29 protein-coding genes are annotated in these 26,374 nt (G+C 59.1%); 9 read left to right on the top strand and 20 right to left on the bottom strand.

Going from position 1 to position 26,374, the window contains the following annotated elements; all coding sequences use genetic code 11:
- Positions 1–18: 18 nt before the first annotated feature.
- From efp to KVT38_RS05205, 4 genes are all read right to left on the bottom strand, one after another.
- A complete protein-coding gene (efp, locus tag KVT38_RS05220; protein WP_217592639.1) occupies positions 19–576 on the bottom strand; it encodes an elongation factor P in 558 nt (185 codons plus the stop codon).
- 32 nt (positions 577–608) lie between these two features.
- Positions 609–1,688 (bottom strand): M24 family metallopeptidase, encoded by a 1,080-nt coding sequence (locus tag KVT38_RS05215; protein ID WP_217592638.1) that lies wholly within the window; start codon positions 1,686–1,688, stop codon positions 609–611.
- Positions 1,689–1,713: 25 nt separating this feature from the next.
- A complete protein-coding gene (aroQ, locus tag KVT38_RS05210; protein WP_217592637.1) occupies positions 1,714–2,166 on the bottom strand; it encodes a type II 3-dehydroquinate dehydratase in 453 nt (150 codons plus the stop codon).
- A gap of 101 nt (positions 2,167–2,267) precedes the next feature.
- Positions 2,268–2,816, bottom strand: a complete 549-nt coding sequence (locus tag KVT38_RS05205; protein ID WP_217592636.1) for a YqhR family membrane protein — start codon at positions 2,814–2,816, stop codon at positions 2,268–2,270.
- A gap of 172 nt (positions 2,817–2,988) precedes the next feature.
- Between KVT38_RS05205 and KVT38_RS05200 the strand changes: the two genes are divergently transcribed.
- On the top strand, positions 2,989–3,936 hold the full coding sequence (locus KVT38_RS05200; protein ID WP_254639012.1) for a DUF1385 domain-containing protein: 948 nt from the start codon (positions 2,989–2,991) through the stop codon (positions 3,934–3,936).
- A 27-nt stretch (positions 3,937–3,963) separates the two neighbouring features.
- Positions 3,964–4,290 (top strand): SdpI family protein, encoded by a 327-nt coding sequence (locus tag KVT38_RS05195; RefSeq protein ID WP_254639011.1) that lies wholly within the window; start codon positions 3,964–3,966, stop codon positions 4,288–4,290.
- 46 nt (positions 4,291–4,336) lie between these two features.
- On the opposite strand, the gene KVT38_RS05190 is transcribed toward KVT38_RS05195, so the two are convergent.
- On the bottom strand, positions 4,337–5,401 hold the full coding sequence (locus tag KVT38_RS05190; RefSeq protein WP_217592634.1) for a patatin-like phospholipase family protein: 1,065 nt from the start codon (positions 5,399–5,401) through the stop codon (positions 4,337–4,339).
- A gap of 169 nt (positions 5,402–5,570) precedes the next feature.
- Positions 5,571–5,993 carry a transcriptional regulator MntR gene (gene mntR / locus KVT38_RS05185; RefSeq protein WP_217592633.1) on the bottom strand — a complete coding sequence of 141 codons (423 nt, stop codon included), beginning with the start codon at positions 5,991–5,993 and terminating at the stop codon, positions 5,571–5,573.
- 166 nt (positions 5,994–6,159) lie between these two features.
- Between mntR and splB the strand changes: the two genes are divergently transcribed.
- On the top strand, positions 6,160–7,227 hold the full coding sequence (splB, locus tag KVT38_RS05180) for a spore photoproduct lyase (RefSeq protein WP_217592632.1): 1,068 nt from the start codon (positions 6,160–6,162) through the stop codon (positions 7,225–7,227).
- A 9-nt stretch (positions 7,228–7,236) separates the two neighbouring features.
- On the opposite strand, the gene KVT38_RS05175 is transcribed toward splB, so the two are convergent.
- From KVT38_RS05175 to KVT38_RS05150, 6 genes are all read right to left on the bottom strand, one after another.
- On the bottom strand, positions 7,237–7,947 hold the full coding sequence (locus tag KVT38_RS05175) for a cytochrome c biogenesis CcdA family protein (protein ID WP_217592631.1): 711 nt from the start codon (positions 7,945–7,947) through the stop codon (positions 7,237–7,239).
- Between the two features lie 51 nt (positions 7,948–7,998).
- A complete protein-coding gene (locus tag KVT38_RS05170; RefSeq protein WP_217592630.1) occupies positions 7,999–10,602 on the bottom strand; it encodes a CHASE3 domain-containing protein in 2,604 nt (867 codons plus the stop codon).
- Between the two features lie 114 nt (positions 10,603–10,716).
- Positions 10,717–12,747, bottom strand: coding sequence for a methionine--tRNA ligase (gene metG, locus KVT38_RS05165; RefSeq protein WP_217592629.1), 2,031 nt, complete (start codon positions 12,745–12,747; stop codon positions 10,717–10,719).
- A gap of 380 nt (positions 12,748–13,127) precedes the next feature.
- On the bottom strand, positions 13,128–13,388 hold the full coding sequence (yidD, locus tag KVT38_RS05160) for a membrane protein insertion efficiency factor YidD (protein WP_254639010.1): 261 nt from the start codon (positions 13,386–13,388) through the stop codon (positions 13,128–13,130).
- Between the two features lie 78 nt (positions 13,389–13,466).
- Positions 13,467–13,667, bottom strand: coding sequence for a hypothetical protein (locus KVT38_RS05155; protein ID WP_217592628.1), 201 nt, complete (start codon positions 13,665–13,667; stop codon positions 13,467–13,469).
- Positions 13,668–13,772: 105 nt separating this feature from the next.
- A complete protein-coding gene (locus tag KVT38_RS05150) occupies positions 13,773–14,252 on the bottom strand; it encodes a hypothetical protein (RefSeq protein ID WP_217592627.1) in 480 nt (159 codons plus the stop codon).
- A 194-nt stretch (positions 14,253–14,446) separates the two neighbouring features.
- On the opposite strand from KVT38_RS05150, the gene KVT38_RS05145 reads away from it, so the two are divergent.
- The 6 genes from KVT38_RS05145 to KVT38_RS05120 all read left to right on the top strand — a co-directional run bounded on the left by KVT38_RS05145 (position 14,447) and on the right by KVT38_RS05120 (position 16,496).
- Complete coding sequence (locus KVT38_RS05145; protein WP_217592626.1) at positions 14,447–14,683, top strand: spore germination protein; 237 nt, start codon at positions 14,447–14,449, stop codon at positions 14,681–14,683.
- Positions 14,683–14,904: a spore germination protein GerPB gene (locus tag KVT38_RS05140; RefSeq protein ID WP_217592625.1), complete on the top strand. Its 222-nt coding sequence runs from the start codon at positions 14,683–14,685 to the stop codon at positions 14,902–14,904. The genes KVT38_RS05145 and KVT38_RS05140 overlap by 1 nt, the downstream gene beginning before the upstream one ends.
- Before the next feature lie 61 nt (positions 14,905–14,965).
- Positions 14,966–15,661 carry a spore germination protein GerPC gene (gene gerPC / locus KVT38_RS05135; RefSeq protein ID WP_217592624.1) on the top strand — a complete coding sequence of 232 codons (696 nt, stop codon included), beginning with the start codon at positions 14,966–14,968 and terminating at the stop codon, positions 15,659–15,661.
- A 1-nt stretch (position 15,662) separates the two neighbouring features.
- Entirely contained in the window at positions 15,663–15,866 is a 204-nt protein-coding gene (locus KVT38_RS05130; RefSeq protein ID WP_306795289.1) for a spore gernimation protein GerPD, read from the top strand.
- A gap of 3 nt (positions 15,867–15,869) precedes the next feature.
- Entirely contained in the window at positions 15,870–16,271 is a 402-nt protein-coding gene (locus KVT38_RS05125; protein ID WP_217592623.1) for a spore germination protein GerPE, read from the top strand.
- 105 nt (positions 16,272–16,376) lie between these two features.
- Positions 16,377–16,496, top strand: coding sequence for a sporulation protein YjcZ (locus KVT38_RS05120; RefSeq protein WP_090113152.1), 120 nt, complete (start codon positions 16,377–16,379; stop codon positions 16,494–16,496).
- A gap of 108 nt (positions 16,497–16,604) precedes the next feature.
- Here KVT38_RS05120 and KVT38_RS05115 read toward each other — a convergent pair whose 3' ends face one another.
- The 8 genes from KVT38_RS05115 to KVT38_RS05080 all read right to left on the bottom strand — a co-directional run.
- Complete coding sequence (locus KVT38_RS05115; protein ID WP_217592622.1) at positions 16,605–17,984, bottom strand: PucR family transcriptional regulator; 1,380 nt, start codon at positions 17,982–17,984, stop codon at positions 16,605–16,607.
- Between the two features lie 305 nt (positions 17,985–18,289).
- The gene (locus KVT38_RS05110; protein WP_217592621.1) at positions 18,290–18,940 is read right to left on the bottom strand and encodes a zinc ribbon domain-containing protein; all 651 of its coding nucleotides are present in this window, start codon (positions 18,938–18,940) and stop codon (positions 18,290–18,292) included.
- 39 nt (positions 18,941–18,979) lie between these two features.
- Positions 18,980–19,729 carry a DUF1361 domain-containing protein gene (locus KVT38_RS05105; RefSeq protein ID WP_217592620.1) on the bottom strand — a complete coding sequence of 250 codons (750 nt, stop codon included), beginning with the start codon at positions 19,727–19,729 and terminating at the stop codon, positions 18,980–18,982.
- 152 nt (positions 19,730–19,881) lie between these two features.
- A complete protein-coding gene (locus KVT38_RS05100) occupies positions 19,882–21,873 on the bottom strand; it encodes a glycoside hydrolase family 15 protein (RefSeq protein WP_217592619.1) in 1,992 nt (663 codons plus the stop codon).
- Positions 21,874–21,921: 48 nt separating this feature from the next.
- Positions 21,922–23,352, bottom strand: coding sequence for a glycogen synthase GlgA (glgA, locus tag KVT38_RS05095; protein WP_217592618.1), 1,431 nt, complete (start codon positions 23,350–23,352; stop codon positions 21,922–21,924).
- Positions 23,353–23,367: 15 nt separating this feature from the next.
- Positions 23,368–24,480 (bottom strand): glucose-1-phosphate adenylyltransferase subunit GlgD, encoded by a 1,113-nt coding sequence (glgD, locus tag KVT38_RS05090; protein WP_217592617.1) that lies wholly within the window; start codon positions 24,478–24,480, stop codon positions 23,368–23,370.
- Positions 24,480–25,643 (bottom strand): glucose-1-phosphate adenylyltransferase, encoded by a 1,164-nt coding sequence (locus KVT38_RS05085; RefSeq protein WP_217592616.1) that lies wholly within the window; start codon positions 25,641–25,643, stop codon positions 24,480–24,482. The genes glgD and KVT38_RS05085 overlap by 1 nt, the downstream gene beginning before the upstream one ends.
- 39 nt (positions 25,644–25,682) lie before the next feature.
- Positions 25,683–26,374, bottom strand: a 692-nt coding sequence (locus tag KVT38_RS05080; RefSeq protein WP_217592615.1) for an alpha amylase C-terminal domain-containing protein, incomplete at its 5' end; no start/stop codon positions are given.

The following is a 26,374-nucleotide window of genomic DNA, read 5'->3' as shown; positions in this document are numbered from 1 at the left end:
GGAGGATTCAGTCTCAGCTTAAGCGCGGGAAATATACTTGCCTTCGGTCGTATTGATGAGCAGCACGTCGCCTTCGTTAATGAAGAGCGGCACTTGCACGTTAAGCCCCGTCTCGAGCCTCGCGTTTTTGGTCGCGCCCGTGGCCGTATTGCCCTTGATGCCCGGCTCGGTCTCGACGACCTTGAGGTCGACGTTGTTCGGCAGGTTGATGCCGAGAATCTCGCCCTGGTAGCTGGTGATGTTAACCGTCATGTTTTCCTTCAGGAAGTTGACTTCCCACTCGAGCTGCTTCTTGTCCAGGTTGAACTGGTCGTAAGTCTCGTTGTCCATGAACGTGTACTCGCTGCCGGAGTTGTACAGGTACTGCACGGCGCGGTTTTCGATATGGGCGCGGACGACGTTCTCGCCGGCGCGGAACGTTTTCTCGATGACGTTGCCGTTGCGCAGGTTCTTCAGCTTGGAGCGGACGAACGCAGCGCCTTTGCCCGGCTTGACGTGCTGGAAGTCGATAACGGTGCAAAGATCGTTGTCCACTTCAATGGTAAGGCCTGTCTTAAAATCGTTAACGGAAATCACTGCTAAATTCCCTCCTGTAGGAACGTGGCTCCCTATTCCAGAACGATCAGTTCCTTCGGGGAACGCGTAAGTATTTTAATCCCGTCATCCGTCAGAACGACGTCGTCTTCGATCCGTACGCCGCCGAAGCCCGGTACGTAAATACCCGGTTCGACCGTGACGACATGACCCGGGAGTAAAATCGTATCCGGCGCCGAATAGCTGAGCCGCGGCTCCTCGTGAATCTCGAGCCCGATCCCGTGACCGGTGCTATGGCCGTATTGATCTCCATAACCATACCGCGTGATGATATCTCTCGTCAAGGCGTCGCCTTCCCGTCCGGTCATTCCCGGCTTCAGATGCGCGAGCGCGTGCAACTGGGCTTCGAGCACGATGCCGTAGATCTCCTTGTGACGGTCCGTCGCAGGTCCCACGACGACCGTTCGAGTCAGATCCGAGCAATAGCCTTTGTAGTATGCGCCAAAATCGAGGGTGACGAACTCGCCGGACCCGATCTCCCGGTCGCTCGCCACGCCGTGCGGCACCGCGGAGCGCTCGCCGGAGGCGACGATCGTATCGAACGACGTGCCCGAGGCGCCGAGCTTCCTCATATAAAACTCCATTTCCAGCGCGATGTCGGACTCTTTGACGCCAGGCTTCAGAAATCCGAGAATATGCGAAAAAGTCCGATCGGCGACGTCGGCGGCTTCCTGGATGACGGCAAGCTCGGCGGCGTCCTTAACGGCCCGCAGCTTCTCGAGCGCCTTGCCGGCAGGCACGAGCTCGACCGGTGCGAGCCGCTCCTTCAGCAGCGCGTAAGCGGCGTAGCTCACCGTGGCGTCCTCGAACAGCAGCCGCCCCACGCCCGCTTCGCGCAGTCGCTCCGCCACCCGCTCATAGTAGCCCGTCGGCGGGTGCTCTTCGACTTGGACACCATGGGCTTGGGCGTTCGCTTGCTCCGTATAACGGAAGTCGGTGAACAGCGACGCGCCCCCGGCCGTCACGAGCACGACGCCCGCCGTACCGGTGAATCCGGTCAAGTACCGCCGGTTGTGAGCGCTCGTCACCAGCATGGCGTCTCCGCCAAGCCCTGCCATCTCGCCTCTTAATCTTGCGATTCTAGCTTCGCTCATTTGAGCGCCTCCTCTCTCCCTTTACCTATTGCGGACCGGCCGACTGCCGCAGGTGTCGCAGCAGTGCGAGCAGACCTAGCTCGTAGCCGTAAGCGCCGAAGCCGGCGATCTGGCCGACGCACACCGGCGCGAGCATCGACGTATGCCTGAACGACTCCCGCTTGTGGATGTTCGACAGATGCACTTCGACGACCGGCAATCCGACGGCCGCGATGCCGTCGCGAAGCGCGATGCTCGTGTGCGTGTAGGCGCCCGGATTGATCAAGATGCCGTCGTGGCGTCCGTAGGCGGCATGCATCTCGTCGAGCAGCCCGCCCTCGTGATTCGATTGATAAAAGGAAAGAGAAGCCCCTTCGCGCTCGGCGGTCGCCGTCAGGCTCCGCTCGATCTCGGACAGCGTGGCGGTCCCGTACACGCCCGGCTCTCTGACGCCGAGCATATTCAGGTTCGGTCCGTTCAGAACCAAGATACTGGGCAATTCCGGCACTCCTTCCAAGGTTTCCGACTATAAATTCATCAGTCATTGTAACATAACGGCATAAGGCGTCGCCATATACATGCCTTGCCGCACGTCGACTGTTAAGCCGGCTCCGGTTCGCCCGTGCCACCGCCGCCGCCGTTTCCTTGACCGTCCGCTTTCTTCGGCTCGCGCGCCGACTCGTTGTGGAACTCGAAGGCGAACGAGTACCCGATAAACAACCCCCACAACACGTATACGGCACACTCCGTAAACGCGCTGCCAAGACCGATCTCTTTGAATGCCGGTATGGCACCCGTCGCCGGACCGATCCAGAAAAACAGCAGCACCCACCATGCCGCTCCGAAAAACAAACCCGGCCAAGGCCCCCGAAGCTTGCCCAGAACGAACCAGTACAAATAAGCGGCAACGATGGACATGAGGACGAACAGCGCCAGCCCGACGCAATGCCAAGCGATCGTGTCCAGATGCGTCCGCTTGATGAACGGATCCGCCAAAAAAGCTTGGGGCACCTTGGTGAAGTTCAACGCGACCGACAGCCAGCGCAGAGATCCCCAGATGAGGCCGGCGAACAAGCCGAGCGTCAGGCAGTAGACCGCTGGATGTTTCGTTTTCCCCGTTCCCGCGCCTTTGTTTTCCGTACGTTCCATGATTTCGTTTCATCCTTTCGCAGTATCCCTGATCGGCATAGTATGGGCCGCATGCCAAGGCGCTAGTCGCCGCAAGGCCGGATACTGTAGCATTGCTCGCCCTTATCCTGTAAAATAAGAAGGTATCCGAAGCCTTACGCTTCAAGAGATTCGTCGAGAGATGGTGAATGGTTTGGCAGAACAACCGACCTCCATATACGGGGGACAAGCCGTGATCGAAGGCGTCATGTTCGCCGGACGGAACGTGCACGTGACCGCGGTGCGGCGCAAAAATCAGGAAATCGCTTTTTTTGAGGTCCCCCGCAAACAGCAGCAGAGCCGGGCGCTCGCGGTGCTGAAGCGGATTCCTTTTATCCGGGGCATCGTCGGCATCGTCGAGTCTTCGGCCAAAGGCTCGCAGCACTTGAACTTCTCGGCCGAAGCTTACGCGGAGGACGAGACGCAGCCGGACGGAGCGGAGAAGCCAAAGGAAAAAGAAAAGTGGAGCCTGTCCATGGTGCTCGGCGTCGCCGTCGTAGGCGTGCTGTCGTTTGTTTTCGGCAAGCTGGTCTTCACGACCGTGCCGGCACTGCTCGAAGGCTTTCTGTTCGAAAACGTATTTAGCAGCATGATCCTGCATAACCTGTTGGAAGGCGTCATCAAGATCGCCTTATTGCTCTTTTACCTTTGGTTCATATCCAAGACGCCTTTGATCAAGCGTCTGTTCCAGTACCACGGCGCCGAGCACAAGGTAATCAGCGCTTACGAAGCCGGCGTCGAACTGACGGTTGAAAACGTACAGCGGTTCACACGCCTGCACTATCGGTGCGGCAGCAGCTTTCTCGTGTTTACGGTCATCGTCGGCGTCGTTCTTTACTCGTTCCCAATCTTCCATTGGGACACGATATGGGAACGCATATGGATCCGGATCGCGCTGCTCCCCGTCGTCATCGGCATCTCTTACGAGGTGCTTCGCTGGACGAACGCAGCTCGCGATATTCCGGGACTGCGCGTGCTCGGTTATCCCGGGCTGTGGCTGCAGCTGCTGACGACCAAGGAGCCGAATGACGACCAGGTCGCGGTATCGATCGCCTCGTTCAACCGCATGCGGGAGCTCGACCGCGAGATACGCCCCGTATAAAATCCAATGCAACGGGAGGGACGCTCCATGCGCAAGCGCAATCGAATGCCCACTTGGTTTGCCATACTTTTGGCGCTCATCGCCATCGGGATCGCGTCCTCGATCGTGAACGGCGGCCAGACGCTTATCATCCCTGTCGTGCTCGTCGCGATCGTCTGGATCTTGTACAAATTCCCGCCCAATCGATGGGCTCGCGGCGGTTCGGCACGCTCCGACTACCAGCGCGCGGCTGCGCAAAGCAAGAAGCGCCAGCAAGGCAAAGAAGCCGCAGCCAAACCTCGGCGCAGCCCTTCGCCGTTCCGTGTCATCGAAGGCAGCAAAGGACGCGACGACGAACCGCCGACCTATCATTGACGGTCGTTCCACCGGCCGCCGCGCAAAAAGGATTGAGGCTCCCGCCTCAATCCTTTTTATTTGGCCGCTCCGCCGGCTTGGCGTATCCGAACCGAACTTTGGCCGGACTTGGCGCAGGGTTTGGAGAAGGATCGCTGCCAGGCGGTCCAGGCGGACATATCCCGGTCCTGTAGTCGAACCGGTCGAAAAACTCGCTTCCTGCCCTTAATCCTGACGCATACAAGCTCTCGCTCTGCGCTTCCGACAAATGAAAATCCGTCGTTCGAACGCCGAGCGTCGGAATTTTAATCGTGCGCACGCGATTGTTTTTTTCGATGTAACGCTCGTCGTGGGCGCTCAGCATCGTTTCGAACATGGCATAAAACATCGTGAACGGTCCGCTGATCCGATGCCCTTTCGGATTCGGCCTGCCGACCATTTGAAAGCCGACGACGGGCAGTACGGGCTCCTTCGCCTCAGGTTCTTCAAACAGCCATAACGGGAAATTGCTGAGCAGTCCGCCGTCGACGACATAGGAGCCGTGCGCGATCAAGCTTTTGTCGTGACGCCTCGCGCGCTTGAACGGGCGGTAAGCCGAGGCGCTGCGTATTATGACGGGATCGAAAAAGTAAGGAATGCTCACGCTCATGCGAATGGCCTGGGCCACGCCCAATTCCCGGGGATCCATCCCGTAATCTGCGATGTCATCCGGCAAAACTAGTAGTTTGCCGTTCGTAATATCCGAGGCGACGATGCGCAGGCGGCCCGGAGGCAAATCCCCGAACGTGCGAATTCCGCGAGCCGCCAGCAGTTTTTCCGCCCATGATTCGAGCGCGTCGCCGCTGTACAGTCCCTTGAATAGCAACAGGCGAGCGGCCGGACCGAGCAGCTTGACGTTAAAAATGGGCGCCCTCTTTAAAAAGTCGGAAAACGGCGTTCCGTCGATGATCGCTTTCATCTCCGACGCATTGTACCCGGCGGCGATCAGCGAAGCCACGATGCTACCGGCGGACGTTCCGGCCACTTGATGGAAGCCATAACCGTTCAGCTCCGCAGCCCGCACCGCGCCGGCGAGCGAGATGCCCTTCACTCCCCCGCCTTCGAAAACCGCGTTGATCCTCTTCAGCTGCATGAGGCTACCTCCGTTCGCATCAAGCCGGTTACTGCAAGCTTATGCGGAAGAACGGAGGCGCAGACCGCTCACGCAAGAACGCTTGCGCTGCACTCCGATGCGCCCGACTTGCGATGATCCGTCGCCTTCATTGACAAGAAAAAGAGGACGCGTCCGCGTCCTCTTCGTCTTATTCCGTATCCAATTCGGCGCGGATGCGCATGAGCTCGGCCCGGCGCGCATCGTCACGATTAAAATATTCGACCAGCGTCTCGATGCAGGTGATGGAATCCCAACTCAAATGATGCTCGATTCCTTCCACGTCGCGGTAAATATTTTCATGCTGCACGCCGATCACGCTCAGAAACGATTCGAGCAGATGATGCCGATCGACGAGCCGCTTTCCGATTTTTTTCCCTTTGCTCGTGAGGATCAACCCTCGGTACTTCTCATAAATCAAATATTGATCCTTGTCCAGCTTCTGAATCATCTTGGTCACGGACGAGGGGTGCACTTCCAGTCCTTCGGCGATGTCGGATACGCGGGCGTATCCCTTCTCGTCGATCAGCCTGTAGATGCGTTCGAGATAATCTTCCATGCTTGGCGTCGGCACCGAACTGTCCCCTTTCCCGACGGTTAATAACTCTTTGTATCATACAACGCTCGTTCGACAAGGGCAAGCCGCTCGTTCTCCCCAAGCCGATTCCTATCCAAAAGTTAACCGGTGTCCCGCACCCGCGGACGAAGCATACTACGGATTCAAAGGGGGCGAGTGAACGATGAGCGCCGGCGTCACCGAAAAACTGCGCAAATCCGTATCGACCAAGCCGTTCGTACCCGAGCTCGTCTATTTTGAGCCGGAGTCGCTTAACTATCCGATGGGCGTTCGAATCCGGGATTGGGCGCTGCGGGAAGGCATTCCGTACAGAATGACCAGTTCGCATAACCGAATCACGAATTTGCCCGGGGAGACCGAGACGGAGCAATACAAGATTGCGAAAAGGACGCTTGTCGTCGGCCTCCGCAAGACGCTGAAGTTCGATACGTCGAAGCCTTCGGCCGAGTATGCTATTCCGCTCGCGACGGGCTGCATGGGCCATTGCCATTACTGCTACCTGCAAACGACGCTTGGCGCGAAGCCCTATATTCGCGTATACGTCAATATCGAGGAGATCTTGGCCGCCGCCAAACATTACATCGATGAACGCAGTCCGGAGATCACCCGGTTCGAGGCGGCCTGTACGTCGGATCCGCTCGGTCTTGAGCATATTACCGGATCGCTTGCCGAGACGATCGCCTTTATGGCGAAGCAGCCGCTCGGCCGATTGCGGTTCGTATCTAAGTTCCATCACGTCGACTCGCTGCTCGGCATAACGCACGGCGGTCATACGCGTGTCCGATTCAGCATTAACGCCGATTATGTCATCCGCAGCTTCGAGCCCGCCACTTCGCGGTTCGCCGAACGGATCGAAGCGGCCGGCAAAATCGCGAGAGCGGGCTATCCGCTCGGATTCATCATCGCCCCGATCATCTGGTTCGACGGGTGGGAGGACGGCTACGCCGAATTACTCGATCGGCTGGCGGCCGCGTTGCCGCCCGAAGCGGGCAGCGACTTGACGTTCGAGCTGATCCAGCACCGCTTCACAAAGACCGCCAAGACGATTATCGAGAAGCGCTATCCGAAAACGAAGCTCGAAATGGACGAGGCGAAACGGAAAAAGAAATGGGGTCGATGGGGTCAAAATAAATACGTTTACCCCGACGAGCAGGCCGATGCGCTTCGCGTTTTTATTACCGAACGCATCTTCGAAGCTTTCCCAAGCGCCAAGATCGAATACTTCACTTAAAAAAGCGTCTTAAAACAACAGCCAATCCGGCGTAATCCGGTTCAGCCATATCGTAATCTCGGTCATGCGGTCGGTAAACAGCAGGATGCCCATCAATATCATAAGTGCGCCGCCGATTTTCATCAGCTTGTCGGAATATTTCAAGATCCATCTGGCCGATCCGATAAAAAACGCGAGCACGAAAAACGGGACGCCGAAGCCTAATGAATACGCTGCGGTCATGCTTGCCCAAGTGTTCGGCTCACTGGCCGCCAAAGCGAGAATGGCCGTCAAAATCGGACCTACACAAGGAGACCAGCCGGCAGAAAAGCCGATCCCGAAAATAAAGGAGCCGATATAACCGGCCGGACGCCAGCTCACATTCATTTTGCGCTCCTTGAGAAGCAACTGCGGCTGGAAGACGCCCAGCAAAAACAGGCCCATCAGCACGATGAGGATCGCCGAGATCTGACGGATCAAGTCCTGATATTCCCGGAACGTATAGGCGAACGTATTTGCCGTATAGCTGAGCGTAAAGAACACAGCGGAAAAGCCTAAAATGAAAAAGAACGTGTGCGCCATCGTTTTCGTGCGTATTTCTTTGCCGGACTCGGTTTTCAGGCGCGTGACGGATATACCGGTTATGTAAGACAAATACGACGGATATAAAGGAAGGCAGCAAGGAGAGATGAACGAAGCGAGCCCCCCCGCAAATGCGATTCCAATGTTCAGTTGACTCATAGGTTCCTCCTTACGGATGAAAGTGGGGCCGGAAAAACCGGCCCCACCTCTTCATGCTTCTACCTTCATCTGAGCGACCATGATGGATATGAGCTGTTGAACCTGTACCGGCTTGCTGATATAAGCGTTCGCGCCGGCCTCCAGGCATTTGTCCCGGTCTTCCTTCATCGCCTTGGCCGTCACCGCAATGATCGGCGTGCTCAACTGCAGCGTATGGCGAATCTCGCGTATCGCTTGAAAGCCGTCCATGTCAGGCATCATGATATCCATCAGGATACAGTCGTAAGTGTCGCCGGCTTGGAGACGGTCCATACACTCGAGGCCGTCGTGGGCGATCGTGAACGTCATCTCAAGCGATTCGAGCACATGCGACAGCGCGAACAGATTGCGCGCGTCGTCGTCCACCAACAGGACGCGGCGTCCCTTCAACTCTGCGGTACTGAGCGGCATCTCCGATACAGCGATGGACACCGGATCGGCGGCGGACAGCGCGGACGAGGACGTGGCGAGCTGCTTCGAAGCGATTGCCTCGTCCAATTCGCCGAGCGAGCGCTGAGCTGGCAGATAGAGCGTAAATTCGCTGCCCTTTCCCTCTTCGCTCTGGACTTCGATCCGCCCGCCGAGCATATTCGCGAGCGACGACGAGATCGTGAGGCCCAGACCGGTTCCCCCGTACTTGCGGGCGGTGCCGCTATCAGCTTGGGTGAACGCTTCGAAAATCAGGCCGAGCTTGTCGCGCGCGATGCCTCTGCCCGTATCCGTAACCGTAAACGAGATCTCCTGCTGCCCCCAGGAATTGTTCGCATGAACGCCAATCGTCAGATCGACCTTGCCGGCTTCGGTGAACTTAAACGCGTTGGACAGCAAGTTTTTCAAAATTTGCTGCAGGCGGAATCCGTCGGTTTCGAGCCATGCCGGCGTTTCCGGCGCGATGCGTACGGCAAAGTCCAGTCTTTTCTTGGCGGCGACTTCCTGGAAGTTGTTCTGGATCGTGAGCTGAAGGTCAGCCAAGATAATGTTGCCCATCTCGATGTCGAGCTTGCCGGCCTCTACCTTGGACAGGTCGAGGATATCGTTGATCAGATTCAACAGATCGTTGCCGGCGCTGTAGATCGTATTGACGTAGCTGATATCGTCCTCGGTCAGGTGACCGTGCCGGTTCTCGGCCAGCATCTGGGACAAGATCAGCATGCTGTTGAGCGGCGTCCGCAGCTCGTGTGACATGTTCGCCAGAAATTCGCTCTTGAAATTGGAGCTGCGCTTGAGCTCGTCGTTCATCGTCAGCAGCTCAAGCGACTGGGCGTTAAGCTCTTCGGACTGTACCTGAAGCTCCTCGTTCGCTGCTTGGGCCTCCGTGTACAGCTGTTCCATTTCCATGCGGCTCTTCACGGATTGGATCGTCACGCCGAGCATGCCCGCGAGCTGCTCGAGCAGCTCGATGTCCGACTTTCTGAAAGGCTTGAACGCGCCGACCTCGAGTACGCCGACGACCGTTTTTTCGAACGATACCGGCAGCAGCACGATTTGCTTAGGCGCAGATTGGCCGATGCCGGATTGAATGTTCACGTAGCCGTCCGGCACTTGATTGATGACCATCGTGCGGGAGCCTGCCGCGCATTGCCCGACCAAGCCTTCACCCATTTGGAATTCCTTGCGTCCGAAGTTCTCGAAGGCTTCCGCATAAGCCGCGTTCTTCACGAGATGGTTCGCCTGGTCGCGTACGTACAAGACGCCGAACGGGATTTCGAACACACGAACCATCTGATTCATGAACAGCCGGCCGACGGCATTGATATCGTTCTGTTCCTGAAGCAGCGTGGCGATCTCGGCAATCTGGTCTTTGCGAAGATTCTGACGCTCGATCGAATCGAGCAGGGCGTTGGTCGAGTCCCCTAGCTCCATCATCTCGTCCCGCGTGCTGATCTCGATCCGTTGGTCCAGATTGCCGTCCTGCGACGCAATCTGACGAATCGTCGTGCTGACCTTGCGGATCGTCTTGATGACGGTGCCGGAGATGAACCAGGCGATGGCGATCGCGATGATCGCGACGAACAGCCAGAGCAGATAAAGGAAAAAGATCAGGGATGCGTTTCTCTCTCTCAGATCCGTCACCCGTTGGTTCGTCAGGCTCATTTCCGTATCCTTGAAGCTTTGCAGCTGCTGCCGGAGCGCGTCCGTTTTGCTCTTGCCGTTTTTCTCCCGAAAAAAACGGTCGAGACTTTCCGTATCTCCGCTTCGTTTGAAAGCGATCGCGTTTTCACTCGCCGTATCCGTCCAAGATTGGATGTTCGACTTGATGCTGTCCAGGTTGCGCAACTGCGCGGGATTGTCGATGACGAGCGCCGACAACGCGTTGAGATCCGATTCCCATCTGGACTTGCCCATATTATAGGGCTCCAAATAATCTTCGTCGCCGCTGATGACGTAACCTCTCATCCCGGTCTCCATATCGAGGATGTCTTTTTGAATCTGATTTACCGTCTCGTGCACCTGGATGTCATGCGCGCTGATGAATTCCACTTCTTTTTGCAAGGACGCGATTCGCAGGGTCAACGCTACGATCGCGATGCCCAAAAAGACCATGACGATCACGTTGCCGAACAGAATCTTGGTCCGAATGGATATTTTTCTCCTTCGCTCCGGGACGCTGTACACGAATTGCTCCTCCTCAATGCCGTTAATCTATGAGTACTACTATACCTGAAACTAACGCTCATTTAAAATAAAAAACCTGCGAAATACTGGGATTCGCAGGTTTTTTATCCGATATTATTTGACCAAGGCGCCGTTCGGCATTCCTTCCGGTACGGTCGCAAGCTTCAGCTGCCCGCCCTCCGAAGCCGCCAAAATCATGCCGTGGGACCACTCGCCGCGCAGCTTGACCGGCTTCAGGTTGGCGACGCAGATGACCTTGGCGCCGATCAGCTCGTCGGGCTTGTAGTACTGGGCGATGCCGGACACGACCTGACGCGACTCGCCGCCGAGATCGAGCTGAAGTTTTAGCAGCTTGTCGGCCTTCGGGATCGGCTCGCAAGCGGTGACCTGCGCGACGCGCAGCTCGATCTTGGCGAAGTCGTCGATCGAGATCTCTTCCTTCGCGCCCGTCTTCTGCTCCTCGCGCGCGGCATCGGCGGTCGCGCCCGACGTCGGCTTCTCCGAAGCCGCTTCCCCTTTGGCGCCGCCGCCCATCATGTCCACGATCCAGGCAACCTCGCTCTCAAGATCTAGCCGCGGGAACAGCGCTTCGCCCTTCTCCACCTTCGCGCCGGTCGCGAGGCCGCTCCAGGCGCCGATGCTGTCCCAAGCGGTCGCTTGACCCTCGGCAATGCCGAGCTGCGCCCAGATACGGGCGGGCGCGTGCGTCATGAACGGCTGCAGCATAATCGATACGATGCGCAGGCTCTCCGCCAAATGGGCCATGACCGAAGCCAACGCGCCGCGGTCGGCCTCGTCCTTGGCGAGCACCCACGGCTGCGTCTCGTCGATATACTTGTTCGTCCGGCTGACGAGCGTCCAGATCGCCGTGAGCGCGACGGAAAATTCCATCGCCTCGACCGCTTCCTCGGTCTTGCGCACGGCCGCCGCCGCCACGGACTCGAGGTCCGCGTCGAACGCCGTCGCGCCGGAAGCCTCCGGCACGACGCCGTCGAAATACTTGCCGATCATGGCGACGGTGCGGCTCAGCAGGTTGCCCAGATCGTTGGCCAGGTCGTAATTCAGCCGCTCCGCAAAGTTCTCCGGCGTGAACGTGCCGTCGGAGCCGAACGGCACCTCGCGCAGCAGGTAGTAGCGGACCGGATCGAGACCGTAGCGATCGATCAGCTTGACCGGGTCCACCACGTTGCCCTTGGACTTGGACATTTTGCCGTCCTTCATGAGCAGCCAGCCGTGCGCGAATACCTTCTTCGGCAGCGGCAGGTCGAGCGCCATCAGCATGATCGGCCAGTAGATCGTATGGAAGCGGACGATCTCCTTGCTCATCAAATGTACGTCCGCCGGCCAGAACTTGCGCATGAGCGCGTCGTCCGGCGTGCCATAGCCGAGCGCCGTGATGTAGTTGCAGAGCGCATCGATCCAAACGTAGATGACATGCTTCGGATCGGAGCGAACCGGAATGCCCCAATTGTACGTCGTCCGGGACACCGCAAGATCCTCGAGACCGGGCTTGATGAAGTTGTTGATCATCTCGGTCTTGCGCGATTCGGGCTGGATGAAGTCCGGATGCGCCTCGTAATGGGCGAGCAGCCGGTCCACGTAATTGCTCATTTTGAAAAAGTAAGACTCTTCCTTGACCAGCTCGACCGGGTGGCCGCTGTCGGGGCTCTTGCCGCCGACGACGTTGCCCCGTTCGTCCTTGACGACGTCGACGAGCTGCGTCTCCGTATAGAAGGTCTCGTCGGGGATGCTGTACCAGCCTTCGTACTCCCCTTTATAAATGTCTCCCTTAGCCAGCAGCTTTTCGAAAATCTCCTCTACGACCCGCGTATGGCGAGGCTCGGTCGTGCGGATGAAGTCGTCGTTCGAGATCTCGAGCTTCTTCCATAGCTCCTTGATGCCTACGACGATATCGTCGACGAATTGCTGCGGCGTCTTGCCTGCGTCCTGAGCCTTGCGTTCGATTTTCTGCCCGTGCTCGTCCGTGCCGGTCAAATAACGAACCTCGAAGCCGCGGAGACGCTTGTATCTGGAAATGGCGTCGCCGGCGACAGTCGTGTAGGCATGCCCGATATGCAGCTTATCGCTCGGGTAATAGATCGGCGTCGTGATATAAAAGGTTTTGCCCGCTTCGGTCAACTTCATCAGCTCCTGTAGGGGATGTGGCGCAGATCTCGGCCGGAAAGCGCAAAAAGACTCCCGTCCGTCATGGGACGAGAGTCTGCGCTCACGTGGTACCACCCAAATTCCCTCCGCCGCTTGCGCGTCGCGAAGGCTCATTCGCGCCGGTCGCCTTCGACCGGCAGCTCCGTTAACGCCGGAACGCGCGTCATGCTCTCGTCGACGGCCTGCGGCGGCAGCGGCGCTCGAGCACGAATCCTCCAGGACCATCTTCCAAAGGCGATCTATGCCGGCTCGCAGCGTCCCCGGCTCTCTGAGATAGATCGCGACCTTTGTACTCATCGCTTCATCGGATCGTTATACGGTTGTAATGGCCAAAATATAACGCAGAGCGGGGGCCTGTGTCAAGCGGACGGACGACCGGCCGCGCGCTTGCCTTTGGGCGGCGGGACCGGGTCGAAGCCGCCGGGATGAAAAGGATGGCATTTGCAGATGCGTACCGCGGCCAAGCCCGCGCCCTTAAGCGGTCCGTGCACCTCGATCGCCTCGAGCGCGTAAGCCGAGCAGGTCGGCGCGAACCGGCAGGTGGGCGGCTTGAGCGGCGAGACGAACCGGCGGTAAAATACGATCGGCAGCCGCATCGCCGCCACGACGGCGTTCCTCATCCAACCTGTCCCCTTTCATCCAGAACGCTTATCCCCATCATGCAGGAAGCCCGCAGCCGAAGTCAATTCGGAAGCTCCTCAGGCAAACCACTCGTCGACGACCAGTATGAACGCGACGAGGGAGACGAGCGAGCCGATCATATAGCTCCAGCCTTGTCCCTTTTTCAGCTGAAAAAAACGGAGTATGCCCATGCTGAGCAAGCCCCCGACCAGCAAAATAAAAATGACGCCAACGATAAACAGCCCAGCGGAAACTTCAGATACGTCGACCAGTTCCAAAAGCGTGTCCTCCCTGTCTCGTGACGCACCCTCGCGCGGCAAACGCAAAAGTGCCGATGTTTGCATTATAGCGAATTCGAGGTCGATTGAACACGCTTGCCGCGCTTATTCCCCGATAAACAGCTCGACTTCGCCCTGTCTGGACGGCTTGCGCCTGAATACGACGACCCATTTTCCGTTTTTCCAGACGACTCTCCCCGTCTTGGGCAAGACGAGACAGGGCAGCTTCAGCGAAGCGGTCGCCTCGCCGGGCAGCCCGGACACGCGCAGCCGGTCGGCCGTCGCATGCATGCGGATGGCGCTGCGGTCCGTGCCGGGCGGCGGCTTGATTGTAGCCACGACGCGCTTTTGTTCTTTTCGCGCCTCCATTTGCGGGCTGGCGGTGACGGAGACTTCCGGCCTAACGCTCGCGGCAGTCGTCGTCTGCCCCCCGGGCATGGCGATTCCAAGCTTCTTTATATAATCGTCGAGCCACGAAGCGTCCTGATGCTCCCATTGCTTGATCAGGTCCCACGGCAGATCCTTGCCGAGCAGCTGTCGGATCGTGCTCCAATCGGGAAGCGGACCTTCATCGAAAAACGACATGGATCGCGCCCTCCTCCCTCGCAGGCAAAACGTTGCTGCGCATATCGCCCGCGGCGACTCGCACCGCCGGCATTGAATCAACATCAGCTTATGCGGGCCTGGGCGAGGGAGTGCGGAAGCCCCGGAAACGGGAACATCTGGGCGCCTGCCTTCATACAATACGACATGACCATTCAAAAGGGAGTCGTTGCCGCATGCCCAGCATCGTAGGAGCCGTCAAAATCGTCAGCATCGGCTCCAGCGGCGTCGTCCAGTTCGGGGATTGTCTGCAGATCACGCCTACGAGTACGACAAAAACGTTCGCCGGCGCAGGCTCCTTCGTTACCGGAGACTTTCCAAGAACGAACAGCATCAGCTCGACCAATACGAACGATCAAGATCTTGCCGACTCTTCGGAAGCGCAGGTCGGCGGCAACTCGGGGGTCGTCTAATGTCCTTGACCATTTATCAGCATATCGCGATCGGGCAACTGCGAGTCGACGCCGTCTCCAATTCATCCGTCTTGCAGATCGGCAGCGCAGGAAATATACAATCGCTATCCCAGCTATACAATACGGGCGGGTTCACCGAGCCCGCCGCACAGTTGACGGAAGAGACCGTTGCGAACGCCGATTCGCCGCTGGCGCTCGTGCCGCTGCCGAATCCGACCTGATTTGGCGGACGATCAGCCTCGGCCGCGCTCGCGTAACCTGCACCCCAAGGAGGCAACGATCATGAACGCGGTATGGTACTATCCCTCTCAAGGACAGGTGTGCGACGAGCTCGCCAAACGGCTGCAATCGCTCGAGTCGCAAGTTCAGGCCGCAGCCGCCAGGATCGAAAGCTACGAGCAGCAGATCGCAGCGCTGACGCAGCAGCAATCGCAGATGCAGGCTAAAATCTCCGAGCTGCAAACCCGTGTCGAGGACTTGCAGCGCAAGCCTCCCGTGCACGTGGAATATCACTTCGACCAGCTCAAAGTCAGCAGACTGGACGGCACGCTGAACATCGGTCTCAGCCCGAACGGCCAATCGGGCGTCGACGCGTTCGACGTGCCGACGCCCGGGACGTGGCAGACGCCCGCAGTCAGCCAGGAAGGACCGGAGCCGCAAATTCCGGGACTGCTGAGCGAAGGGGCCGCGTTCATGAACGGAGAAGCGCCGGCGAATCTATCTTCGCTCGCCGCCCAGAACGGACTCGACTTCCAGCCGTCTGAGCTTCGCGCGGTAACGGAGGACGTGAAGGCGCAGCTGGGCGCGAGAATCCAGTATTACGCCAGGACGATGCCCTTGCCCGAGCAAGCCGGAGAGCGGGAGCTTGCGGCTTGGCGACAGGGCGTGATGGATAAGGTGAAGAAGGATATTCGGGCCGCTTTCGACAATTACGTCCGCCGGCGGGCCGCCGAAGCCGTCGAGCAGAGGAGAAGCTGATATGGCGCTTTTCGACCAAATGAACGTATACAATGAACCCGTACGGATCGGTTCGATTCGCATTCTGGGCGTGTCGAGCTCTTCGTCGCTCCTGATCGGCGATACGCAGAGCATGACGTTGTACTCCTATTTCGATACGCCGCCCGAGTCCGTTATCGTCGGGCCGTTGGCGCCTCTTCCGGCGCTGCCGGAGGAAGGAGAATAGCCGATGCGCAGTCGCGTATCCGCCGTGAGATGCGTAGACGTCAACACCATTTCCAATGCCGGCATTCTCGCAATCGGCGACAATCGAGACGGCGCGAAGCTGAATTCCCGCGTTTTGGCGGTGCAGCGTTCGCTCGCGACCTTCGGCAACGACGAGTTCCGTCTTGAATTTTATTCGCTGTTCGCCAGGCCGCTTCCGATAGCGCCGCCCCCTCCGGGACCGCCCGCTTTGTTTTTCTCCGCCTGCGCGCCGATCGAGATCGGTTCTGTGGACGTCACCGGCATTTCTGCCGCATCCCACGTCCGCATCGGCTGCGGCGGACCCGAGACCGCCGAGACGCGGATCGTCAATATCCGCAATCGGATCCCCGGTATTCGTCCTCAAGTCGAAGTCGACAATAAATAACGCACCGTCGCCGTAAACGGGCGAACGCACAAGCCGCCCGCCGTCCTCCGCATATGATGACTGTGTGATCGCTCATCACATAAACCTAATCGGGAGGTTGTTACTATGGGATACGGAGTAGCAGGCGCAGGTTGCGGATACGGCGGCGGCGCTATGGCAGGAGCAGCGTTCGCGCTGGTACTTTACGTTCTGCTCGTCATCATCCTTAAAGCCGGCATTTTCTAATCGACTTGCGGCGAAGCCGCGCCTGGTTCGATAGCGTAAAAAGCCTCCGGTCCGCACTCGCTGCGGCCGGAGGCTTTTAAACGTTAGGATGGTCCGGCAAGTCTGCGGTCAATAGCTGCCGGGCGATATTTGGCCAAGCTTCAATGACAGCTGAAGCTGCAGCCTGTCCTCGGGATCGTCGAGCGATACGCCGAGAATACTCTGAATTTTGTCCAGTCGGTAGACGATCGTATTGTAATGCGCATACAGCTTCTCGGACGTCAGCTTGATATTGCCGTTGCATTTGAAAAACATCTCCAGCGTCTCCGCCAGTCGGCCGCCGCCTTTGCGGTCCGCCTGCTGCAGCGGAGCCATGTAGCGGCGCAAAAATTGCTCGCGCTCTTCGCCGCCGGGAATCAAATATAGCAGCGCGTACACGCCGAGGTTGTCGTATGACACGACCTCCCCCGCCAGTCCGCATACTTCCGCTACTTGCTTCGCCCTTTTCGCTTGCGACAGACTAGCGGGCAGCAGCTCGGGCTTTTCGACCGGCCGGCCGGCGAACAGCCTGAGCACCGGCAAGGCGAGCTCTGCGCGAAGCTCGTCGAGCAGCTCCCGAAGCCGCTCTTCCGCGCTCGCTTCATCGTGATCGTGTCCGCCGCTGTCGGACATAATCAGGACGAGATCGCCGCCGTAGACGGCCGAGAGCAGCTCCCTTCCGGTCCGCCTGCCGCCCGTCCTGAGCCGGCGGGCCAGCTCCGCGAGCTTGCCGCCCGCAGCATCGCTCCCCGCTTCCGCCAGGCCGGCTACCGCGACGCACAGCCTGCCTGCACGATTCAATTCGCAACCGCACACCTCCGCACGCACCGTCCAATCGCGTTCGGAGACGATCTTCCCTGCCAGCCAGTCTTGCAAAAACAGCTCGAGGTATTTACCTTCAACCTCTCTCACCGCGTCGATATTGGCCATCTCCAGGTCCAGAAACGCCGACAGACGCGTGAGCATCAGCATATCCAGGGCGGTGATCGGACGATTAAGCTCGAAGAGGGCGATGGCAGTCGGATTCGCAGGTCGATTCGCGATCCAATGGATATAAACTCTTCTCCCGTCTTCCAAGCCGACAAAGCCGGAGGACGTCGACCGCTCCCCTTCGCATCTTACGTAGGCCGCTGCACCCGCCGCGAGCGGTGCGGCGGCAGGCGCACCGAGCCCTTCCGAACGCCACTCGCCTTCCCTGCTTCTGAGCACCGCGATCGGATTGCCCAGCGTCTCTTCTATCGCGTCCAGCGCCTGCTGGAGGCTGCCGCCTTCCAGGAGCAGGCGCGACACCTTTCCGATCGTGGATCTCAGATCGGCCAATTGATGATAATCGTCTGCCTGCAAGCGGTTTGGCGCCATCCGCTCTTCGGCCTTCGCGAACGACAGTTCTTCCTTGGGCTCCGTGATCGGAAAGCTGACGCGGGTCGGCCTGTTATCGGGATTGGCGTCTTTTCGGGACATTGCCGCCATATCGCTCCCCTCCTTCGCCTGAACGGTTTTCTTTGAATTCATGCACCCACTTCATTATGTTATATTTTATAACATATAATATGAATTGTCTTCTTATTTTCATTATTTTGATTGCTGTTTTATGAATAATCGATTTTTATGTCACATTTATTTACACTTAAAGGATAACATTTGCAGCTCTTCGCGTTCACCATCCTAAACCAACCACGCAAAAAAGCCGTCGCAGCGGTAACCTACCCGCCGCGACAGCCCCTCTACTCTTCAGTTTCACAACTTCATAGTCCAGCAGTTCGATCCGTTTCCCGTTAAGGATACATCGGATTGCCGCAATCCTGGCAAAATCTCGCTTCTTCCGGCATTTCCGCTCCGCAGGCCGTACAGCTGTGAAGAACCGGCTTGACCGGTGCCGGTTCAGGATCGCTTGGCGCAGGATCCTCGGCCGGCACGGAGCGGCTAGCGGACCAAGCTTCGTCAGCGGACTCATCCTCCGGGTAAATATCGATCGCCTGCGACGCACGCTCGGGCGCCGCCTCCTCGGACAAGACGGACAGCTCGCCGTCCGCGGACGCCTCGGCCGCCGGAGCGGGAGCCGGCTCCGGGAACGGCTTGCCGCAGGCCGGGCAAAATCGCGTCTGGAACGGAACGCGCTGACCGCACTCGCATTCCTTTTCGTTGCGCAGCTCGCGAACCCGGTCTTCCAAGGCGTCGATCTCGCGGTCCTTGTCCGCGATAAGCTGGCAGGCCGGGATGACTTCGCTCTCCGCCTTGGACAGATCGCCGGCAAGGTAGGCCTTATAGACGGCTTCGCCGATTTCGTTATATTGCCGTTCGATCTCCTTGCGCTTGCCCGCAATTTGCGAGTGAAGCTTGGTGATCTCCACGGTCTGCTGCGCCTTCTCCGTGGCGGTGCTAACCCCTTTGCTGACTGTCTCCGTTAACTTTTTGAAGAAACTCATGAATTCCGCCTCCTAGACTCGAGCAACTATAACTATGTACTATGATAACCCGCCGGCCCCGTCCCGGGCAACGCCGTCCCGACCCGGCCCGCGATGGATGCCAAGACCGTAGAGCGACAAATAGACGATCAGGATGAGCATGCCGAACAGGATCGTCAAGATCGCGCCGTTCGTGTTGATGCCGCCGATGACGCTGTTCGCCAGCCTGAACGGACTGAACACGACGTCCCAGCTGTTGAGGCGGATGACTCTCCCCAAATAGACGCCGAACCCGCCGAGAAACGATACGGCTACGATAAACAGCCACCCCGCCGCATCGCCGAGATACCCCGAGACTAGACGATGGAACTGCCGCATCGACAAGTACCCGAGCAGCAGGCCGCACCATGCGAACAGGAAAAACACGATCAGATCGTACCAGAGGAGCAGCGATTCGGTGGACTGACGCCAGCTATAGGTCGGATTCATGATCAGATGGATCAGGTCGGTCGTCAAATACGGTGCGTTCGGGTAGAGCAGCAGCCACCCGACCCCGAGCACGAGCAGCAGTCCGCCGCGCGCGGCCGGCGCCCTCGTCAGCAGGCGATCGGCGCCTGCCGCGGCCATCGACACGAGCAGCGGAAGCCAGGCCAGGAACAGGTTCCAGAGCAGGAACCGGTAGCGGTCGTCGCCGACCTGCGCTTCCCTGACGACGAGCATGGACAGACAGAGCAGCGAGATAAGACAGAGAATCAAAAAGGCCGGCGTTATCAAGGGCTCGGCAGAAGGACGAGGCTGGGTTCGAATCATAGATACGGCTCTCCTTTCGCGCTGGGTCGCTTTACCTATTTACACCGATCGGCCGGAAAAAGTTTCGTTTTCGTTCAAAAATCGAAAAGCCATCCCCGGCGTCGGAGGATGGCAGTCGAATATCCTTTGAACGCGCCTTATGCCGAGGCGTCTTAGACGGCGTCGCCTTTTACGGCGTTCGCCGCGAGCTCCTCGTGCTTGCGAACGTAGAGGCATACGGTCTTGATATAGGTCGCATGCGACCAGGTAAGCGGCGCCACCGAGAGAGGCGTGCCTTGGGTCGGATGGATCTGCTCCGGCATGTTGCCGCCCTCGAGCGTCGAACGGACGATCTTTTCGAGCGTGATGCGCGGCGCATCGAGATCCGCCAGACTGGTCGCGGTCTCGATCTGGAAATACGCGACCCACAGCGTGCAAATTATCCACGGGTTGCCGGGCACGCGTTCCAAATCGTCGGACTGCTGAAAATAGTAGTCGTTCGTGTATCTGGCGATGCCGCCGATATCCGTCTTGATCGACAGTCCTTGCTGAATCGCTTGCATCGTGCGGACGACGCGGTCGTCGCCGGCCGGCAGAACGCCGAACTCGAACAGGCCGAACACGCTGCTCTCGAGCGTCATATCTTTTTCCCATTTGCCGTCCCGCAGCGCGAGCCCCCGCGCGAATCTCCCCGACGCTTCGTCCCACAAATGCGTCAGCATGCCGAGCTTGATCCGCTCCGCCACATTGCGATAGCGGTCACTGCGCTCGTAATCGCCGAACAGGTCCGCGAAGTACGCGGCCCCCATCAAGCCCCCGTATACGGACGCCGCGGTGTACGTCCAGATGCCGTAGCGCTCCTCCCACAGATCGTAGCTCGGGAGCGGCAGACCGAGCGATGGCTCGATATAGTCGCACAGGAAGGACGCCGCCTTGCGCACGAGGCTCGGATAAAGCGACTGAGGCAGCTCGATCTCGCCGTGCCGCTCGTAATCTTTCCAGAGCGCGAACAGCACGAGCGCCGTCTCGTCCTCCTGGATCGGCAGCCGGGGCAGACCGTGCACGACGTACGGATGCCAGCTCGAACCGACCGTGCCGTCCGGATTGTACTTGTGGTACAAGTAGCCTTCGGGCGCGAGCGCGTCGTTGCAGAAGTGGAAAAACGGCGCGATCGTGCCGTGATAGCCGGCCAGCGACATGGCATCGGCGATCAGTGCGCCGTCGCGCGGCCACATGTAGCTGTAGTGGTCGCGGTTGTATTGCAAAATGTCCGTATCGTTGGCGGCCATAATGGCGCCGCGTTCGTCGATCTGCGTGCGCACGATGAGCAGGCTGTGCTTGAACAGCCGCACGACCTCGGGCGGCAGATCGCCGAACTGGTACTGCGTGCCGACCTTCGTCAGCCAGTGATTCCAGTAGATGACGATCCGGCTCAGCAGCTTCTCCGGGTCGCTCTCGAGCACGTACTGGTCGAGACGCTTGACCTCCTCTAGATCGCTGCCGACCGACATCCAGTAGTATAAGGAGCTCTCCGCATTCGCGGGCAGCTCGAGCCTGAAGCTGATCGTACTGTCCACGGAGCCTTGCGCGATCGCGTTGCCCATCAGCTCGCCGTCCTCGGCGTCGCGCCAAGTCCCTTCGGCCGAATGGAATCGCTTGATGCCGGTCGTGAACTGGTAGATGCCGCCGGTCTGGGAGCGGCCGTTGAACATGAAGTAGGAGGAACGCTTGTAGTGGAACACGGTCCGGTTCATCGGATAATAAGCCGCCGTGTCGCCGACCTCGTTGCCGTCGATCATCAGATCCTGGTGGAAGAACACACGCACGTCCTTCGGTTCCCCCGTCAGATTGCGAACGACGACGCGTTTCATATAGATGCTCTCCCGCTGGTGAATCCCGTCGTTGACGTACAGCTCGAGACCGAGACCGTCATGCCTGGCGATCACGTTCGTCACGAGCGAATTTTCGATATAGCCAAGCTCGATGCGCCAGGAAGGATCGTCCAGCCAGACGAAGGCGCCGTTGCACCAGATGCCGAAGCGGCACTGCTGCCCGCCGATATGGTTGAGCTGGCCGACGAACGGGAAATAAAGATCGCGGATAAAGCAGTGATCGTCCAGGTTAATGAGCATCTTGCCGTTGCCGATTACGAGATGTCGGGCCATGCCAGCATTCCCCTCTCCTATTGGGCCGCCATCGCTGCGGACCGCCCTCTATTTAACGAGCTCTCTATATAGTAGTTCGTATTGCTTGGCCGAGCTACCCCATCCATAGTCACGTTTCGCGCCGTTCGTCACGATCTGTTTCCACGCCTCGGGCTGTTCCCGGTAGAAACGGAGCGCGCGCCGCACGGTGTAGATCAGATCGTGCGCACTCGCCGGGCCGAAGGTGAAGCCCGTCCCTGTGCCGGCGAACTCGTTAAACGGCTCGACCGTATCCTTGAGCCCGCCCGTCTCGCGCACGATCGGCACCGTCCGGTAGCGCAGCGAGATGAGCTGGCTCAGGCCGCAAGGCTCGAAGCGAGACGGCATCAGGAACATGTCGGACGCCGCGTAAATTCGTCTCGCAAGGGCCTCGTTGAAGCCGAACCAGACCGCGAGCCGTCCCGGGTAACGTTGAAGCGCCTCGCCGAGCATGTGCTCGAAGTGCGGATCGCCCGAGCCGAGCACGGCGAGCTGGGCGCCTTCGTCCATCAGCGCGGGGAGGCTGTCCAATATCAAGTCGAAGCCTTTTTGCCCGACCATCCGTGAGACGACGCCGATCAATGGGGCCTCGGCGTCCTCGGCGAGCCCGAGCTCACGCTGCAGCGCCGGCTTGTTCAGACGCTTCTTTGCCAGCGAATCCCGGTACCGTACTTGCAGCGCCGGATCGGTCATCGAATCGTACGACTGCGTGTCGATGCCGTTCAGGATGCCGACCAGGTCGCCAGCCCGCTGGCGCAGCACGCCTTCGAGTTTTTCCCCGTATTCGGCCGTCTGAATCTCCAGCGCGTAGGAAGGGCTGACCGTCGTCAGCTTGTCCGCGAAACGAAGCCCCGCCTTCATGCAGCTCGCGGCGCCGTAAAATTCAAGGCTGTCGCCCGTAAACGCGTCGTCGCCGACGGACAGCAGATCCTGCAGCAGTTCGCGAGAGAATACGCCCTGATACTGCAAATTGTGAATCGTAAAGACCGTCCGCACGCGCTGCACGGCCGGCTCGTAGGCGTACCTGGTGCGAAGCAGGAACGGCACAAGCCCGGCCTGCCAGTCGTGGCAGTGCACGACGTCGGGCAGCGACGGCTCCCGCAGCATCGCCTCTACGGCAGCGAAGCTGAAAAAGACGAAGCGCTCCGCATCGTCGCCGTAGCCGTAGGCCGATTCGCGCTTGAAATAGAACTCGTTGTCGATCAAAAGAAACCGAACGCCGTCCGCGATCACCTCGAACAGCCCGCAGTACTCTCTGCGCCATCCCATCGTGATATAGTAATAGCCTTTAAATGTCGCGTTTTCCAAGTATGAGCCGGGTATGCTCCCGTATTTGGGAAGGACGACGGTCACGTCGATGCCGCGACCGCCGAGCGCCTTGGGCAGCGCCCCGATGACGTCGGCGAGCCCTCCCGTCTTGACGAGAGGAACGCCTTCGGACGCTACGAACCAAACGTTCATGGAACACCTCCGAATCTAGATGATTTTGCGCTTCAGCGCGATGTAAGGCAAATCGGAAGCTCCCATCAGCTGTTGATCGCTGCGGATCTCCACTTCCTTGTCCAAAATGCAGTTCGACAGCAGACCGTGCTCGCCGATGACGCCGTTCTGCATGACGATCGAATTGCGCACGACCGCGTCCTTGTGCACCTTGACGCCGCGGAACAGAATGCTGCCCTCCACACGGCCTTCGATATCGCAGCCGTTCGCGATGAGCGAGCCGGACACCGAGGAGCCGGCGCGATACCGCGTAGGCGGTTCGTCCTTCACCTTGGTGAAGATCGGACCCGGCTCGAAGAACAGCTCGTTCCAAACCTTCGGATCCAATAGCTCAAGGCTGTGCTTGTAGTAGGACGGGATGTTGTTCACGACGCCCAGGAAGCCTTCGTGCATAAACGCGTCGACCTTCAGCTCGCCAAGCCGGGGCATGACGGCGTGCCGGACGAAGTGATCCTTGCCCTGTGCGAGCGAGGTATCCACCAGATCGAGCAGCAGCTCCTTGCGCAGGACGTACATCTCCATCGAGACGACGTCGCTCGCCAGCCTGCCGAAGTGATCCTGCATGTCGACGATCCGGCCGTCCGCGTCCAGCTTCGCCTTGCGCGTCAGTCCCGTCGCCGCGTCCGGCCACTCTTTGCATACGACCGTGATGTCGGAACCGCGGGCGCGATGCTGCTCGAGCACTTTGGCGAAATCGATATTGCACACCATATGGCTGCGCGCGACGACGACGTATTCGAGCGGACTGCGCGCGAAGTAGTCCCTGTGGCGGTAAAAGTGGTACAGGTCTCCCTTGCCGAAATCGGACTGGTCCTCCATCGACGGAGGCAGCACGAACAGGCCGCTTTGCTTGCTGTGAAGATCCCAGTTGCTGCCCGAGCCGAGGTGATCCATGAGCGAGCGGTATTTCGTATGGGCAAACACGGCCACCTTGTTCATGCCCGAATTGACCATCGAGGACAGGACGAAGTCGATCAAGCGGTAGCGGGCGCCGAACGGCACCGTCGCGAGGCAGCGGGCGCTCGTGAGCGGGCCCATGTCCTCGGTCTCGTGAATCAGATTGATGACGCCCATCAGCGGCAGTTTCATCAGGACTTCGCCTCCTCGAGTTTGGCTTCGGCTTCGATGCGGTCGCCGCTGCCGACCACGGCGATCTCGGCTGCGTCCGCGCTGCCGATGACGCAGCCGTCTCCGACGACGGCACCGTCGCCGACGATCGCGCGCACGATCCGCACGTTTTTGCCGATCTTCGCGTTCGGCATGATGACCGAGTCCTCGATAAAGCTGCCTTCCCCGACGGTGACGCATTGGAACAGCACCGAGCGGTTGACGGTTCCTTCGACGACGCAGCCTTCGTTGATGAGCGAGCTTTGAACGCTCGACGACGGCGACAGGTAGTGTGCGGGCATGTTCGGATTGACGGAATAGATGCGCCAGGACCGGTCGTTGAGATTCAGCGCCGGCTCATCCTCCAGCAGATCCATATTGGCCTCCCAGAGCGAATCGATCGTCCCGACATCCTTCCAATAGCCGTCGAACCGGTGGGTGAACAGGCGAGCGTTGTCCTCAAGCAGCATCGGAATAATATCCTTGCCGAAGTCGTTCGACGAGCCTTGCGTCGCTTCGTCGCGGATCAGCGCTTCCTTCAGCACCTTCCACGTGAAAATGTAAACGCCCATCGACGCGAGATTGCTATTGGGCTTCTTCGGTTTTTCGGCGAATTCGACGACCCGGTCGTCTTCGTCCACGCTCAGGATACCGAAGCGGCTCGCCTCCGCCCACGGCACGGTGATGACCGCGATTGTCGCGTCGGCGCGATTGCGCTTGTGGGATTCGAGCAATTCGTCGTAGTCCATTTTGTAGATATGATCGCCGGAAATGATCAGCACGTACTCGGGATCGTAGCCTTCGATGAAGCCCATGTTCTGGTAGATCGCGTTCGCCGTTCCTTTGTACCACGTGCCGCCTTTGGAGCGGACGTACGGCGGCAGGACGTGCATGCCCCCGCCTCTGCGGTCGAGCCCCCACGGGCTGCCGATGCCGAGATATTGATTAAGCACGAGCGGTTGGTATTGGGTCAGGACACCCACCGTATCGATCCCTGAATTCACGCAGTTGCTGAGCGTAAAATCGATGATTCTGTACTTGCCGCCGAAGTGCACGGCGGGCTTCGCAAGATCCTTGGTCAATACGCCGAGCCGGCGGCCTTCGCCGCCTGCCAACAGCATGGCAATGCATTCGCTCTTATGCATCCTGCTCTCCCCGCTCTCCTTGAGAATGTGCCAGACTTGCTAGTCCTCCACGGACGCATCCGGCTCAAAGAGCAGGAACGTCAGCGGAGGCAGTACGATCTCCATGCTGAAGGGCTGGCCGTGCAGCGGGCTGCGCTCCGCCTTGAACCTGCGGGGCATCGCCGCGCCGGAGCCGCCGTAATCGGCGGCGTCGCTGTTCAGCGCCAGACGGTAAGACGCGCCCGTCGGTACGCCCATACGAAACACCGGATGGGCGGCCGCCGAAAAATTGCAGACGGCCACAAGATGCGATTTTCTTTTCTTGCCAAACCGGATATAGGAAAGCACGCTCTGGGCGGCATTATCCGCGTCGATCCATTTGAAGCCGTCGGGCGAGTGATCCTGCTCCCACAGCGCGGCCTCGTTCCGGTAGACGGACCCGAGATCGCGCGTGAATCGCCGCATCGAATCGTGCAGCGGGTAACGGAGCACCGGCCAGTCGAGCTCGCCAAGGTCCTTCCATTCGTCGTACTGTCCGAACTCGCCGCCCATGACCAGCAGCTTTTTGCCCGGGTGGGTCATCCAGTAGCCGTAGAAAAGCCTGAGATTCGCGAACTTCTGTTCGTAAGCGCCCGGCATCTTGGTCAGCAGCGTCCGCTTGCCTTGGACGGCTTCGTCGTGGGACGGCGGGAGCACGTAATTTTCGGCGTAGGCGAACATCATCGAGTGGGGGGCCAGATTGTGCACCTCGG

The organism is Cohnella sp. GbtcB17 (assembly GCF_019091135.1).
Taxonomy (GTDB): domain Bacteria; phylum Bacillota; class Bacilli; order Paenibacillales; family Paenibacillaceae; genus Cohnella.
Note: the sequence above shows the minus strand (reverse complement) of the source record. Positions and strands in the feature narration are given on the sequence as shown.